This window comes from Tistlia consotensis USBA 355 (genome assembly GCF_900177295.1).
In the GTDB taxonomy this organism is placed as follows: Bacteria; Pseudomonadota; Alphaproteobacteria; order Kiloniellales; family DSM-21159; genus Tistlia; species Tistlia consotensis.
Genome location: NZ_FWZX01000011.1, coordinates 109,263 through 121,887, shown reverse-complemented (window position 1 = coordinate 121,887; position 12,625 = coordinate 109,263). Strand labels below are relative to the sequence as shown.

Here is a 12,625-nt window from a genome sequence, read left to right as displayed (position 1 = left end):
GGGCCGGCGCGAGAGCGCCGGCCCGGTCACCGTCTCCGAATCGGGCCGCCGCGTCAGGCGGCGCGGATCTCCTTGAGGAAATCCGAGACCTGACGCTTCAGGTTCTCGGCGAGCTCGGACAGGCCGCCCGAGGAGCCGTGGATCTGCTGGGCCGCCTGGGTGTTGCGGCCGATGCTGTCCGACAGGCGCGCGACGTTGCCGGCCGTCTCCTGCGTGCCGCTCGCCGCCTCCTGAGCGTTGCGCGCGATCTCGTTGGTCGCCGCGGACTGCTCCTCGACCGCGCCGGCGATGGCCGTCGAGATCTGGCTCATCTCCTGGTTGGTCTGGCGGATCAGGTCCATCGCCTGGGCCGCCTCGACGGCGACCCCCTGCATCGCGGCGATCTGCTGGCCGATCTCGTCGGTCGCCTTGGCGGTCTGGGTCGCCAGGTTCTTGACTTCGGAGGCGACCACGGCGAAGCCCTTGCCGGCCTCGCCGGCCCGCGCCGCCTCGATCGTCGCGTTCAGCGCCAGCAGGTTGGTCTGCTCGGCGATCTCGTTGATCAGGTTGACGACCTCGCCGATCCGCTCCGCCGAGGTCTTGAGCGAGCCCACCGTCTCGCTCGTGCGGTCGGCCTGCGAGGCCGCGTTCAGCGCGGTCTTCGAGGCCTCCATCACCTTGGCGCTGACCTCGTGGATCGAGGCCGACAGCTCCTCGGCCGCCGAGGCGACGGTCTGGACGTTGCCGGCCGCCTGCTCGGTCGTCGCCGAGATCGCCGTGCTGCGCTCGCTGGCGTCCTGAGCGCTCGCCGCCATCTGGGCGGCGGTGTCCCGCATGCCCAGGGCCGAGCGTGCCGCGTTCTCGACCAGGCCGCCGACCGACTGCTCGAAGTGCGCGGCCAGCTTCTCGAAGGCCGCCTTGCGATCGATCTCGGCCTGGCGCCGCTGCTGCTCGGCGGCGGACTCGAGCTCGCGCTTCTCGACCGCCTGCTCCTTGAAGATCTGCAGCGCCTGGGCCATGCCGCCGATCTCGTCGCGCCGCTCGGCGCCGACCACCTCGACCGACAGATCGCCCTCGGCGAGCTGGCGCATGCGAGCCGACAGTACTGTCAGGCCGCTGACGATGTTGCCGCGGATCGCGAGGATCACGGCGGCCGCGATCAGCGCCAGCACCACGATCGCCCCGCCCAGCTTGCCGGCCAGCGACCAGAAGGCCGCGTCGACGTCGTCGATGTAGACGCCGGTGCCGATCGCGACGCCCCAGGGTGCGAAGCCGACCGCGTAGCTGAGCTTGCTGATCGGCTCGTCCGAGCCGGCGCGCGGCCACTCATAGGCCACGACGCCGCCCTCGGGCCGCTTGGCCGCCTCGACCAGATTGCGCACGAAGTAGGTGCCCGAGGTGTCCTTCACGTCCCAGAGGCTCTTGCCGACGAGCTTGGCGCTGCCGCCGTTGGCGACCGAGACGCCCTTGTCGTCGATGACGAAGAAGTACTCCTTCGTCGGCAGGTAGCGCATGCTGCTGACAGTCTCGAGGAAGCGCGCGTAGGCCGTGTCGTGGTCCAGCTTCCCGTCGTCGACCTGCTGCTGCAGGGAGACGGCCACGTTCCGGGCCGACTCGACCAGGGCGCGGAGCATCGTCACGCGGTCGTTGACCATCTGCGCCCTGGCGATCCAGAGAGCGACGCCGGCGGCGACGATCAGCGCGACCACCGTGAGGGCGAAAATCGTCATCAGCTTCGTGCCGATGCGCAGACGGCTCAGGAACATCTCGCTCCTCCGGAGGGCAGGGAAATTGGAGCCACCGATACCCTTCAGAAATGAAGAAACACTTTATTCACATCCCAATTGCATTCGTCAGACATATCAGCCCGCATGGAGAGAAATGCCCGGCGCGCCTCATCGAAGGGCGCGAGCGTGCAGCGACCGCCCGGCTTCCGGAGCGGATTCCCGGGGGCCCGTCTAGCCGAAGAGGGGCGCGAGCAGCGCGCGCAGCAGGTAGGCGAAGCCGGCCACCGTCGCCACGCCGGCGAGCCAGAGGCCGAGGAACCAGAGCAGCCGGCGGCCGCGCTCGCTCATCGGTCGGCCCTGGCTCCGCGCCTCAATGATAGCCCTCGTCGCGCACCTTGCCGCGGAACACCCAGTAGCTCCAGACGCCGTAGCCGAGGATCAACGGCATCAGCACGACGAAGCCGATCAGCGCGAAGCCCTGGGTCTCCGGCGGCGCCGCCGCCGCCCAGATGTCGACCTCGCGCGGGATCGCATAGGGCCAGAGCGAGATGCCGAGGCCGAAGAAGCCGAGCAGGAACAGCCCCGCGGCGCTGAGGTGGGGCAGCCACTCCGAGCGGCGCGCCAGCGCCAGCGCGTGCAGCAGCGCGACCGCCAGCACGGCGACCGGCACCGGCCAGAGGAAGGCGATGTTCGGCCAGGAGAACCAGCGCAGGGCGACGGCCTCGTCGGTGATCGGCATCCACAGGCTGACCGCGGCCATCGCCAGCAGCACGACCGGCAGCAGCAGGGCCGACCAGCGCCGGGCCCGGGCCTGCAGCGCGCCTTCGGTCTTCAGGATCGTCCAGCCGGCGCCGAGCAGCCCGTAGCCGGCGACGAGCGCGAGGCCGACGAACAGCGGGAAGGGCTCCAGCCAGTCGAAGCTGCCGCCGCCGAAGACGCCGTCCTCGACCGGCACGCCACGCACGAAGCCGCCGAGCACGATGCCCTGGCAGAAGCCGGCGACCAGCGAGCCGAGGAAGAAGGCCGCCGACCAGAGGTGCTTGCGGGTCGTCGAGCGGAAGCGGAACTCGAAGGCGACGCCGCGGAACACCAGGGCCAGCAGCATCGCGACCAGCGGCAGATAGAAGGCCGGCAGCACCACCGAGTAGACCAGCGGGAAGGCGGCCAGCAGGCCGGCGCCGCCGAGCACCAGCCAGGTCTCGTTGCCGTCCCAGACCGGCGCCACCGAGTTCATCATGCGGTCGCGCTCGGCCTCGTCGCCGGCGAAGGGATAGAGGATGCCGATGCCGAGGTCGAAGCCGTCGGCCAGCACGTAGACGACGACGCCGAAGACGATGACCAGCGCCCAGAGGACCGGCAGAATCGTGTCGAGATCCATGTCCCCCCTCCCCTACTCGCCCGGCAGGCGGATCGCCGGCGCGTCGATGTCGGACTCGGCCGCCCCGGACCAGGCCGGCCCCTGCGCCGCGATGCGTGCCAGGTACCAGACACCGGCGCCGAAGACGCCGCAGTAGACCAGCACGAAGCCGGCCAGCGACGCCGCCACGCTGCCGCCGGAAAGCGGCGCCAATGCGTCGGCGGTGCGCAGCTGGCCGTAGACCACCCAGGGCTGGCGGCCGACCTCCGTGGTGACCCAGCCGGCCAGCACCGCGACCAGGCCGAGCGGCGAGGCGAGGAGCGCCAGCCAGAGGAACCAGCGGCTGTCGTAGAGCTGCCGGGTGAAGTAGAGGATCGTGCCGACCAGGCCGAGGCCGAGCATCGCGAAGCCCGAGGCGACCATGATCCGGAACGACCAGAAGACGATCGTCACCGGCGGCCGCTCGTCCTCGGGCCAGGACTTGAGGCCGCGCACCACGCCGTCGACCGAGTGCGTCAGGATCAGCGAGCCGAGCTTCGGCACGGCCAGCTCGAAGCGGTTGCTCTCGGTCTCGGGATCGGGCAGCGCGAAGAGGATCAGCGGCATGCCGCTCCGGGTGTCCCAGTTGGCCTCCATGGCGGCGATCTTGGCCGGCTGGTGCGCCAGGGTGTTGAGGCCGTGCTGGTCGCCGGCGACGATCTGCAGCGGCGCCACCACCGCGACGAACAGCACCGACATGGCGAGCATCGTGCGCGTCCGCGTCTCCTCGCGGCCCTTCAGCAGGTGCCAGGCGGCGATGCCGCCGACCAGCAGGCCGGTCGAGAGGTAGGCCGCCAGCACCATGTGCACCAGGCGGTAGGGAAAGGAGGGGTTGAAGATCGCGGCCAGCCAGTCGGTCGCCCGGAACTCGCCGCCGACCAGGCTGTAGCCGGCCGGCGTCTGCATCCAGGAGTTCGCCGAGAGGATCCAGAAGGCCGACATCAGCGTGCCGGCCGCGACCAGGCAGGTCGCCAGGAAGTGCAGCCGCGGCCCGACCCGGTTCCAGCCGAACAGCATGACGCCGAGAAAGCCGGCCTCCAGGAAGAAGGCGCTCAGCACCTCGTAGGCGAGCAGCGGCCCCATGACGTTGCCGGCGGCCTGGGACAGCCCCGACCAGTTGGTGCCGATCTGGTAGCTCAGCACGACGCCCGATACGACGCCCATGCCGAAGCAGACCGCGAAGAGCTTGCTGAAGAAGCGGTAGAGGTCGCGGAAGCGGGCCTCGCCGGTGCGCAGCCAGAGCAGCTCGAGCAGCGCCAGATAGCTCGCCAGGCCGATCGTGATCGCCGGGAAGACGATGTGAAAGGCGATGGTGAAGCCGAACTGGATGCGCGACAGCAGGAGCGGGTCGAAGTCCATCGGGCGCGCCTCCGGAGCCGTTGCCTTCGGGTCGTCGTGGTCGGGAACCTATCACGACCCAGCGCCCGCGGTACCCCGTGCGCCGTCCGGCCGCGGCACGGCGGCGCTGGTCGCCCCCCCCGCCGGCGGCCGCTCCCGCCGGCGGCCGCTCCCGTCAGTCGGTCGCGGCGATCTGCCTCGCCTTGTCGACCAGCACCTCGGCCTGGCGGATCGAGGCGATGTCGATCAGCCGGCCGTCGAGGGTGACCGCGCCCTTGCCTTCCTTCTTGGCCTGCGCCATGGCCTCGATGATCCGCTGCGCCTTGCCGACCTCGGCCTCGGAGGGGCTGAACAGGCGGTTCGCCAGCTCGATCTGGCTCGGGTGGATCGCCCACTTGCCCTCGCAGCCCAGCACCGCGGCGCGGTTCGCCTGGGCCGTGTAGCCCTCGGCGTCGCGGATGTCGCCGAAGGGGCCGTCGACGGGCCTCAGGCCGTTGGCCCGGGCCGCCACGACCATGCGGGCGATCGCGTAGTGCCACATGTCGCCCCAGTGGAAGTCGCGCGCGCCGCCCGAGCCCGAGGCGCCCTCGGGTGCGTCGGTCAGCACGCCGTAGAGCGGGTTCGGACCGCCGATCGCGGTGGTGCGCGCCCGTGTCGAGGCGGCGTAGTCGGCGACGCCGAAGTGCAGCGATTCGTTGCGCGCGCTGGCCGCTGCGATCTCGTCGATGTTGGCCATGCCCAGCGCGGTCTCGATGATCAGCTCGAAGCCGATCCGCTTCTCGCGCCCGACCGCATCCTCGACCTGGGTCACCAGCATGTCGACGGCGTAGACGTCGGCGCCGGTGCCGACCTTCGGGATCATGATCAGGTCGAGCCGCTCGCCGCCCTGCTCGATGACCTCGACGACGTCGCGGTACATGTAGTGGGTGTCGAGGCCGTTGATGCGCAGCGAGACGACGCGCTTGCCGAAGTCGATCTCGTTGAGCGCCTTGACGATGTTCCTGCGGGCCTGGGCCTTGTCGTCGGGCGCCACCGCGTCCTCGAGGTCGAGGAAGATCACGTCGGCCGCCGAGTCGGCGGCCTTCTCGATGAAGCGGTAGTTGGAGCCGGGCACGGCCAGCTCGCTGCGGTTGAGGCGCGCCGGCGCCGGCTCGACGATGGTGAAGCTCATGGCGGTCCCTGCCCCTCTGCTGGCCCTCTGGTCTGCGCCCTGCTGTAGCCAGCGGGCCGGCCGAATTCAACCGCGTTCGCCGTCCGCCGCGCGACGCGGCGCCGGGGCGGCCGCGGGGCGGGCCAGGGGATGGTGCTCCTGGACCAGGGTCCTCAGGCGCTCGTCGAGCACGTGGGTGTAGATCTGGGTCGTCGAGATGTCGGCGTGGCCGAGCATCTGCTGGACCGCGCGCAGGTCGGCGCCATGGGCCAGCAGGTGGCTGGCGAAGGCGTGGCGCAGCACGTGCGGCGAGACCTTCGCCGGGTCGATGCCGGCCTCGACCGCCAGCTCCTTGAGCAGCTGGGCGACCCGGTGCCGGGTCAGGTGGCCGTGGCCGCCGCGCGAAGGGAACAGCCAGCGCTCGTCGCCGGCCCGGCGCAGGAAGCCGCGTCGCGCCGGCTCGTAGGCCAGCAGCGCGGCGCGCGCCGCCTCGTTGAGCGGCACCATGCGCTCGCGGCCGCCCTTGCCGCTGACGATCAGCAGGCGCGGGTCGCGCGCGACCGCTGCGGCCGGCAGGCCGACCAGCTCGGAGACGCGCAGGCCGGTCGCATAGAGCAGCTCCAGGATGGCGACCAGGCGCAGCCCTTCCGGGCCGTTGCGCCGGCGCGCCGCCTCGAGCAGGCGTGTGACCTCGTCCTCGCTCAGGATCTTCGGCAGGCTGCGGCCCTGGCGCGGGCTGGAGAGCTGCAGGGTCGGGTCGTCGGCCCGCCGCTCCTCGCTGACCAGGAAGCGGTAGTACTGGCGCAGGGCGGAGAGCCGGCGCGCCGCGGTGCGCGGCGCCATGCCGGCGGCCTCGAGCTGCGCCAGGTAGCCGCGCAGGTCGTCGGCCGTGGCGTTCGAGGGCGCCCGCCCGCGCCCGGCCAGAAAGCCGGCCAGATGTTCGAGGTCGCGCCGATAGGCCTCCAGCGTGTTGTCGGCGGCGCCGCGCTCGGCGGCGAGCATCTCGAGAAAGGGTTCCACCTGATCTAAGCGCGTCCTTTCGCGGTTCCCCCGGCCGCGATGCCCCCGCCCGCGCGCGGCGGCGTCCGTCACAAACCTCTGGCCACGGCCGCTTCCATCGCCAGAGCCCGCGCCTCGCCGGGACGGCCGACGCGATTCAGCGCCTCGACCGCCTTCGCCTCGACGTAGGGGTGGCCCTCAATGCCGTTCTCGGCGACCGCGGCGACGTCCAGCAGGACGGTCTCGCCGAGGCGGCCGCCGGCCGCCGCCTGTTCGAGCGCCAGCAGGGTCGAGGTGCCGGCCATCGACTCCGCGGGCGCACTGCCGAGCAGCTCGGCGAAGGTCATGGGATCGCTCTCGCCCAGGGCGTAGAGCAGGCTGCGCAGCAGCACGACGTCGGCTGCCAGGGCGCTCGGGTCGGTGCCGGCCTGCTGCCGCGCCGCGCGCCAGACCGACAGGTCGGCAGGTCCGCCGACGGTGCTGATGCCGGCCAGCTTGGCCAGCGGCCAGAGCTCGATCAGGGCTTGGCGCGCCAGCGGATTGACCGCGGCGCTGCGGCTCAGCTGCTCGACCCAGCTGCCGGCCAGCTCGTAGCGGCCGGACAGGAACAGGGTGCGCGCCGCGCTCGGCGCGAAGTCGGTGAGGGTCGCCGTGGCCGGGATCCCGGCGACCAGGGGCTCGAACACCCGGGCGACGCCGAGCTCGACGCCGTCGGCCCGCGCACTCTCCATGGCCTGGCGGATCAGCGCGCCGCGCGCCGGCCCTTCGGCGGCCGAGGCCGCGGCGAAGAGCAGGGCGCGCGCCTGCGGCCCCTTGAGCTTGGCGGCCTGAACGGCGGCCTGGCCGAGCTGCTCGGCGGTGAAGCTCCTGGCCTTGTAGAAGCCGACCAGCTCGTCGGGCTGGACGACGCCGGCCGAAGCCGCGCGCTCGGCGAGGGCGAGGCGCTCGTCGAGACCGAGGTGCTCGTCGCGCGCCGCCATCGCGACGACCGCGGGATCGCGGCTGTCGCGCCAGGACGGCGGCGGCACCAGCTTGCTGGCGCGCACCAGGGCGAGGTTGAGCGGCGTCGGCGCCGGCTCCTTCGGCGCCTTGCCGTAGCCGAGCGCCGCACCGGCGAGCTGCAGGAACCCGGCGTCGCCGCCCTCGCCGCTCTCGCGCAGCAGGTCGAGGCCGAGCATCGCCTGGTCGGCCTTGCCGGTCGCGACCTGGCAGGCGACCTGCGCCTTGGTCCAGAAGCTGTCGTTCGGCTCGCGCGCCACGCCGTCGCGCGCGGCGGCGCAGGCGCGGTCGTCGTCGCCGGTCAGCAGGCCGGCCTGGACCTTGAGCCGGAGCACCGCAGGCGCGGTCGCTGCCTCGCCCTGGATCAGGTTCATCAGGGCGCCCAGATAGGCGGGCTCGCCGAGCGCCAGCAGGGCGCGGCCGCGCAGCACCAGCAGGTTCTGGTCCGTGCCGCCGTCCGCGGCCACGGTGCGGACCGAGCGGCCGGGGGTCTCGGCCTCCGACAGCAGCACGCGCAGCGCCAGGGTGCGCAGGGTCGGGCTGGCGAGGCTGCCCGGGACGCGGTCGAGCAGGGCGGCGACGACCTCGCGCCGGCTGCCGCGCCACAGGTTGTAGTCGAGGCCGCCCTGGTCCTTGGTCCAGAGGCCGAGGTTCTCGGGCACCTCGGCGCTCTCGAGCGGGCCGCCCAGGCCGCTGCCCGACGGCAGCCCGCCACCGAGCGCCGGGCCGCCGCTGCCGCCCGGCGCCGCCGGGGACGGCGCCTGGGGCAGCTGGAACAGCTGGATCGGCTGGGAGCCCTGGGCCAGCCGCTGGAGGGTCGCCTGACGGGGCGCCGACTGCTCTGGCGCGAGCGGCGTGGCCGCGGCGCCGCCGCACGGCGTCAGGCCGGCCGCCAGGGCCAGGGCCAGGCCGCCGATCGCGGCGCTAGCGCGGGAAGCGGTCATCTGGCAGGACCTTGTCGACCTTCTGGGTCGGCGGCGGGATGTCGACGAACAGCAGGGCGACCGCCCCGCCGCCGATCAGCAGCACCACCAGCAGCAACAGCATCGCACCTAGCCGTCCCATAGCGTCCGTCGAACTCCCACCGACTGCGTTCGTACCCAGGTTCTAACAACCCACTGGAGTCGGGGCCAAGCGGCACCCGCCCCGGGACGGCGTTTCCGGGATTATGGTAGATTCGACTATGGCCGATTTACGGCAGACGCCGCCGCTCCCAGATCGCGTCACAGAGGTTATAGTCTGCCCCATCATGTCGACCGTCACCGACCCCCGCCCCCGACAGGACCTCGACCCGGCCGAGCGCAGCATCGTGCTGGTCGGCCTGATGGGCGCCGGGAAATCCTGTATCGGACGCAAGCTGGCGCAGCGTCTCGGCCTGCGCTTCGTCGATGCCGACAGCGAGATCGAGGCGGCGGCCGGCTGCTCGATCCCGGAGATCTTCGAGCGCCACGGCGAGGCCGCCTTCCGGGACGGCGAGCGGCGGGTGATCGCGCGGCTGCTGGAGAGCCACGACCGCCAGGTCCTGGCGACCGGCGGCGGCGCCTTCATGGATGCCGGCACCCGCCGGGCGATCGCCGGCACCGGCGTCTCGGTCTGGCTGCGCGCCGACCTCGAGCTGCTGCTGCGCCGGACCAGCCGGCGCTCGAAGCGGCCGCTGCTGCGCCGCGGCAACCCGCGCGAGACCCTGTCGCGCTTGATCGGCGAGCGCTATCCCGTGTACGCCGAGGCCGACATCACGGTCGACAGCGTCGACGGCCCGCCCGACGAGACGGTGGATCGCGTGCTCGAGGCCCTGAAGCGTCACGGAGCGGTACGGTGAACCAGATCGAGCGCCTGAGCGTCGCGCTGGACGACAGAAGGTACGAGATCCTGATCGGCGAGGAGCTGGTCGCCGGCGCCGGCCGCCATCTGGCGCCGCTGCTCGGCGACCGCCGGGTCATGATCGTCACCGACGAGACCCTGGCCGGGCTGCACCTCGGCACCCTGGAGCGTGCGCTCGAGGACGCCGGCATCGCCGCCGAGGCCTTCGTCGTGCCGGCCGGCGAGGCCAGCAAGGACTTCGCGACCCTGCAGCAGCTCTGCGAGCGGCTGCTCGCCGCCGGCATCGACCGCCGGACGGTCCTGCTCGCCTTCGGCGGCGGCGTGGTCGGCGACCTGACCGGCTTCGCCGCGGCGATCCTGCTGCGCGGCATCGACTTCGTGCAGGTCCCGACGACCCTGCTGGCCCAGGTCGACAGCTCGGTCGGCGGCAAGACCGGCATCGACACGCCCCAGGGCAAGAACCTGGTCGGCGCCTTCCACCAGCCGCTGCTGGTGCTCGCCGACACCGGCATCCTGTCGAGCCTGCCGCGCCGCGAGATGCTGGCCGGCTACGCCGAGGTCGCGAAGTACGGCCTGCTGGGCGATGCCGAGTTCTTCCACTGGCTGGAGGGCCACGGCCATGCCGTCGTCGAGGGCGAGCCGAACGCCCTGCGCCAGGCCGTGCTGATCTCCTGCCGCGCCAAGGCCGCGGTCGTCGCCGCCGACGAGCGCGAGACCGGCAGCCGGGCCCTGCTCAACCTCGGCCACACCTTCGCCCACGCCCTGGAGACCGAGTGCGGCTACGCCGGCGAGCTGCTGCACGGCGAGGCGGTCGCGATCGGCATGACGCTCGCCTTCGAGCTCTCGGCCCAGCTCGGCCTCTGCCCGCCCGAGGACGCCGACCGGGTGCGCCGCCACCTCGCCGCCGTCGACCTGCCGACCGGCTTCGAGCGGCTGGGCGGCCGGGCCTGGAACGCGGCGCGCCTGATCGAGCACATGCACAAGGACAAGAAGGCGAGCGGCGGGCACCTGACCTTCGTGCTGGCGCGGCGCATCGGCGAGGCCTTCGTCAGCCGCTCGGTCGAGGAGGCGCAGGTCGCCCAGCTGCTGACCGAGACGATCGCCGAGACGGCGCCGCCGCTCGACCTGGCCGGCGAGTAGCGCGCCCGGACCGACGCGCCATGACCCTGACAACGGAACAGTGCTTCGTGATCGGCGGCATCGTCCTGCTGCTGATCCTCTCCGCCTTCTTCTCCGGCTCCGAGACCTCGCTGACCGCGGCCTCGCGCGCCCGCATGCACACGCTGCAGCAGCAGGGCAACGCGCGCGCCGGCCTGGTCAACCGCCTGTGGCAGGAGAAGGAGAAGCTGATCGGCGCGATCCTGCTCGGCAACAACCTGGTCAACATCCTGGCCTCGTCGCTGGCGACCTCGCTGATGATCTCCTGGGTCGGCGACACCGGCGTCGCCTACGCGACCCTGGCGATGACCCTGCTGGTGCTGATCTTCGCCGAGGTGCTGCCCAAGACCTATGCGCTGCACCATGCCGACAAGCTGGCGCTGGTCGTCGCGCCGCTGATCCGGGTCGTGATCGTGCTGTTCAGCCCGGTGACCCGCCTGGTCCAGCTGGTCGTCACCGGCACGCTGCATCTGTTCGGCGCCAAGTTCGACGCGACCTACGGGGCCGAGCGCTGGGAGGAGGAGGTGCGCGGCGCGATCGAGCTGCACCGCGACACCGGCGATGCCGAGAATCTCGAGGAGCGCGCCATGCTGCGCTCGATCCTCGACCTCGGCGACGTCGAGGTCAGCGAGATCATGGTGCACCGGCGCAACGTCGTCGCCATCGACATCGAGCAGCCGCCCGAGAAGATCGTCGAGCAGGTGCTGGAGAGCCCCTACACGCGCATCCCGCTGTGGCGCGGCAAGTTCGACGACATCGTCGGCCTGCTGCACGTCAAGGCGCTGCTGCGCGCCGTGCAGGCGCGCGCCGGCAAGGTCGAGGGCCTGGACGTCAGCGCGATCGCCGCCGAGCCCTGGTTCATCCCGGACTCGACCGACCTCCTCTCCCAGCTCCAGGCCTTCCGCCTGCGCAAGGAGCACTTCGCGATCGTCGTCGACGAGTACGGCGAGGTGCTCGGCATCGTCACGCTGGAGGACATCCTGGAGGAGATCGTCGGCGAGATCAGCGACGAGCACGACGTCAAGGTCGCCGGGGTCGAGATCCTGTCGGACGGCGGGGCGATCGTGCACGGCACCGTCACCCTGCGCGACCTCAACCGCCACAGCGGCTGGCGCCTGCCCGACGAGGAGGCCTCGACGGTCGCCGGCCTGATCCTGCACGAGGCGCGCTGCATCCCCGAGATCGGCCAGCGCTTCGCGTTCCACGGCTTCGCCTTCGAGATCCTCGGCCGCCAGCGCAACCAGATCACCCTGGTCAAGATCGCCAAGCTGACCGACGAGGCCGCCGCCGAGAGCGGCGAGGCCGGCGCCGCCACGTGAGGCCGCCAGGTAGGGCCGCCAGGTAGGGCCGCCGGGTAGGCCCGCCGGGTGGCACGGCCGCGCGCCGCGCGAGTCGCCGCGCCCGAAAATGCCACCTTTGCGCTGCGCTTTCTTGACCCCTGCACCGCCCAGGGCCCACACTGCTGGACTGGGGCGGTAGCCTCCGTCCGGCGGCTGCCGTCCCCCACCGGGCAAAACCGGCCGCGCAGTGGGAGGATACCGTGCAGTACCACATCGTCCCCGACATCGTGCACGATCAGGCACTCTACTTCCTGCAGCCCGACAACAGCGTCGCCGAAGCGGTCGCGCTGATGAACGAGCAGCGCATCGGCGCCGTGATGGTGGTCCGCGACGGCCGGCTGGCCGGCATCTTCACCGAGCGCGACGTCGTGACCCGCGTCGTCCACCCGGGCCGCGACGCCCGGGCGACCAGGCTCGCCGAGGTGATGACCGGGCAGCCGCGCACGATCACGCCGCGCGAGACCGCCGGCGACGCCCTCGAGCTGATGGCCGAGCTCGGCTGCCGCCACCTGCCGGTCGTCGACCGGGATGAGATTGTCGGCATGGTCTCGATCCGCGATCTGTTCGGCGCGGTGCGCCAGCAGCTCGAGCAGGACCTGCGGCAGCGCGACGCCCTGCTCTTCGACACCAGCTACGGCGTCGGCTGAGCGGCGCGCAGGCCGGCCCTTTCGAACGGGGCGGCCGGCCGGAGTTGACGCTTCGGGGCGGCATCCTATGA

General features: G+C 72.1%; 11 protein-coding genes. 4 read left to right on the top strand and 7 right to left on the bottom strand.

Translation table 11 applies throughout. The features are described from left to right. Nucleotides 1-53: 53 nt before the first annotated feature. The 7 genes from B9O00_RS14995 to B9O00_RS34025 all read right to left on the bottom strand — a co-directional run bounded on the left by B9O00_RS14995 (nucleotide 54) and on the right by B9O00_RS34025 (nucleotide 8,635). Nucleotides 54-1,745: a methyl-accepting chemotaxis protein gene (locus tag B9O00_RS14995; protein WP_085123502.1), complete on the bottom strand. Its 1,692-nt coding sequence runs from the start codon at nucleotides 1,743-1,745 to the stop codon at nucleotides 54-56. 331 nt (nucleotides 1,746-2,076) lie between these two features. Beyond that, nucleotides 2,077-3,084 (bottom strand): cytochrome d ubiquinol oxidase subunit II, encoded by a 1,008-nt coding sequence (cydB, locus tag B9O00_RS14990; protein WP_085123501.1) that lies wholly within the window; start codon nucleotides 3,082-3,084, stop codon nucleotides 2,077-2,079. Nucleotides 3,085-3,096: 12 nt separating this feature from the next. Further along, a complete protein-coding gene (locus B9O00_RS14985; protein ID WP_085123500.1) occupies nucleotides 3,097-4,461 on the bottom strand; it encodes a cytochrome ubiquinol oxidase subunit I in 1,365 nt (454 codons plus the stop codon). A 154-nt stretch (nucleotides 4,462-4,615) separates the two neighbouring features. Further along, a complete protein-coding gene (locus B9O00_RS14980; RefSeq protein ID WP_085123499.1) occupies nucleotides 4,616-5,611 on the bottom strand; it encodes an HpcH/HpaI aldolase/citrate lyase family protein in 996 nt (331 codons plus the stop codon). A gap of 66 nt (nucleotides 5,612-5,677) precedes the next feature. Beyond that, nucleotides 5,678-6,610: a site-specific tyrosine recombinase XerD gene (gene xerD / locus B9O00_RS14975; RefSeq protein ID WP_268810763.1), complete on the bottom strand. Its 933-nt coding sequence runs from the start codon at nucleotides 6,608-6,610 to the stop codon at nucleotides 5,678-5,680. A gap of 68 nt (nucleotides 6,611-6,678) precedes the next feature. After that, entirely contained in the window at nucleotides 6,679-8,532 is a 1,854-nt protein-coding gene (locus tag B9O00_RS14970; RefSeq protein ID WP_085123497.1) for a hypothetical protein, read from the bottom strand. Then, complete coding sequence (locus B9O00_RS34025; protein ID WP_268810762.1) at nucleotides 8,513-8,635, bottom strand: hypothetical protein; 123 nt, start codon at nucleotides 8,633-8,635, stop codon at nucleotides 8,513-8,515. The genes B9O00_RS14970 and B9O00_RS34025 overlap by 20 nt, the downstream gene beginning before the upstream one ends. Before the next feature lie 202 nt (nucleotides 8,636-8,837). Between B9O00_RS34025 and B9O00_RS14965 the strand changes: the two genes are divergently transcribed. From B9O00_RS14965 to B9O00_RS14950, 4 genes are all read left to right on the top strand, one after another. Further along, nucleotides 8,838-9,407: a shikimate kinase gene (locus tag B9O00_RS14965; RefSeq protein ID WP_085123496.1), complete on the top strand. Its 570-nt coding sequence runs from the start codon at nucleotides 8,838-8,840 to the stop codon at nucleotides 9,405-9,407. Continuing rightward, nucleotides 9,404-10,549 (top strand): 3-dehydroquinate synthase, encoded by a 1,146-nt coding sequence (gene aroB, locus B9O00_RS14960; RefSeq protein WP_085123495.1) that lies wholly within the window; start codon nucleotides 9,404-9,406, stop codon nucleotides 10,547-10,549. Before B9O00_RS14965 ends, aroB begins: the two co-directional genes overlap by 4 nt. Before the next feature lie 20 nt (nucleotides 10,550-10,569). After that, nucleotides 10,570-11,886, top strand: a complete 1,317-nt coding sequence (locus tag B9O00_RS14955; protein WP_085123494.1) for an HlyC/CorC family transporter — start codon at nucleotides 10,570-10,572, stop codon at nucleotides 11,884-11,886. Nucleotides 11,887-12,107: 221 nt separating this feature from the next. Further along, nucleotides 12,108-12,554, top strand: a complete 447-nt coding sequence (locus tag B9O00_RS14950; protein ID WP_089229715.1) for a CBS domain-containing protein — start codon at nucleotides 12,108-12,110, stop codon at nucleotides 12,552-12,554. Nucleotides 12,555-12,625 lie beyond the last annotated feature (71 nt).

What these genes read in the sequence shown, in the direction of transcription:
- B9O00_RS14985 (WP_085123500.1), bottom strand. Translation starts at nt 4,461, where the DNA reads ATGGACTTCGACCCGCTCCTGCTGTCGCGCATCCAGTTCGGCTTCACC.
- B9O00_RS14980 (WP_085123499.1), bottom strand. Translation starts at nt 5,611, where the DNA reads ATGAGCTTCACCATCGTCGAGCCGGCGCCGGCGCGCCTCAACCGCAGC.
- cydB (WP_085123501.1), bottom strand. Translation starts at nt 3,084, where the DNA reads ATGGATCTCGACACGATTCTGCCGGTCCTCTGGGCGCTGGTCATCGTC.
- B9O00_RS14970 (WP_085123497.1), bottom strand. Translation starts at nt 8,532, where the DNA reads ATGACCGCTTCCCGCGCTAGCGCCGCGATCGGCGGCCTGGCCCTGGCC.
- B9O00_RS14955 (WP_085123494.1), top strand. Translation starts at nt 10,570, where the DNA reads ATGACCCTGACAACGGAACAGTGCTTCGTGATCGGCGGCATCGTCCTG.
- B9O00_RS14995 (WP_085123502.1), bottom strand. Translation starts at nt 1,745, where the DNA reads ATGTTCCTGAGCCGTCTGCGCATCGGCACGAAGCTGATGACGATTTTC.
- B9O00_RS34025 (WP_268810762.1), bottom strand. Translation starts at nt 8,635, where the DNA reads ATGCTGTTGCTGCTGGTGGTGCTGCTGATCGGCGGCGGGGCGGTCGCC.
- B9O00_RS14965 (WP_085123496.1), top strand. Translation starts at nt 8,838, where the DNA reads ATGTCGACCGTCACCGACCCCCGCCCCCGACAGGACCTCGACCCGGCC.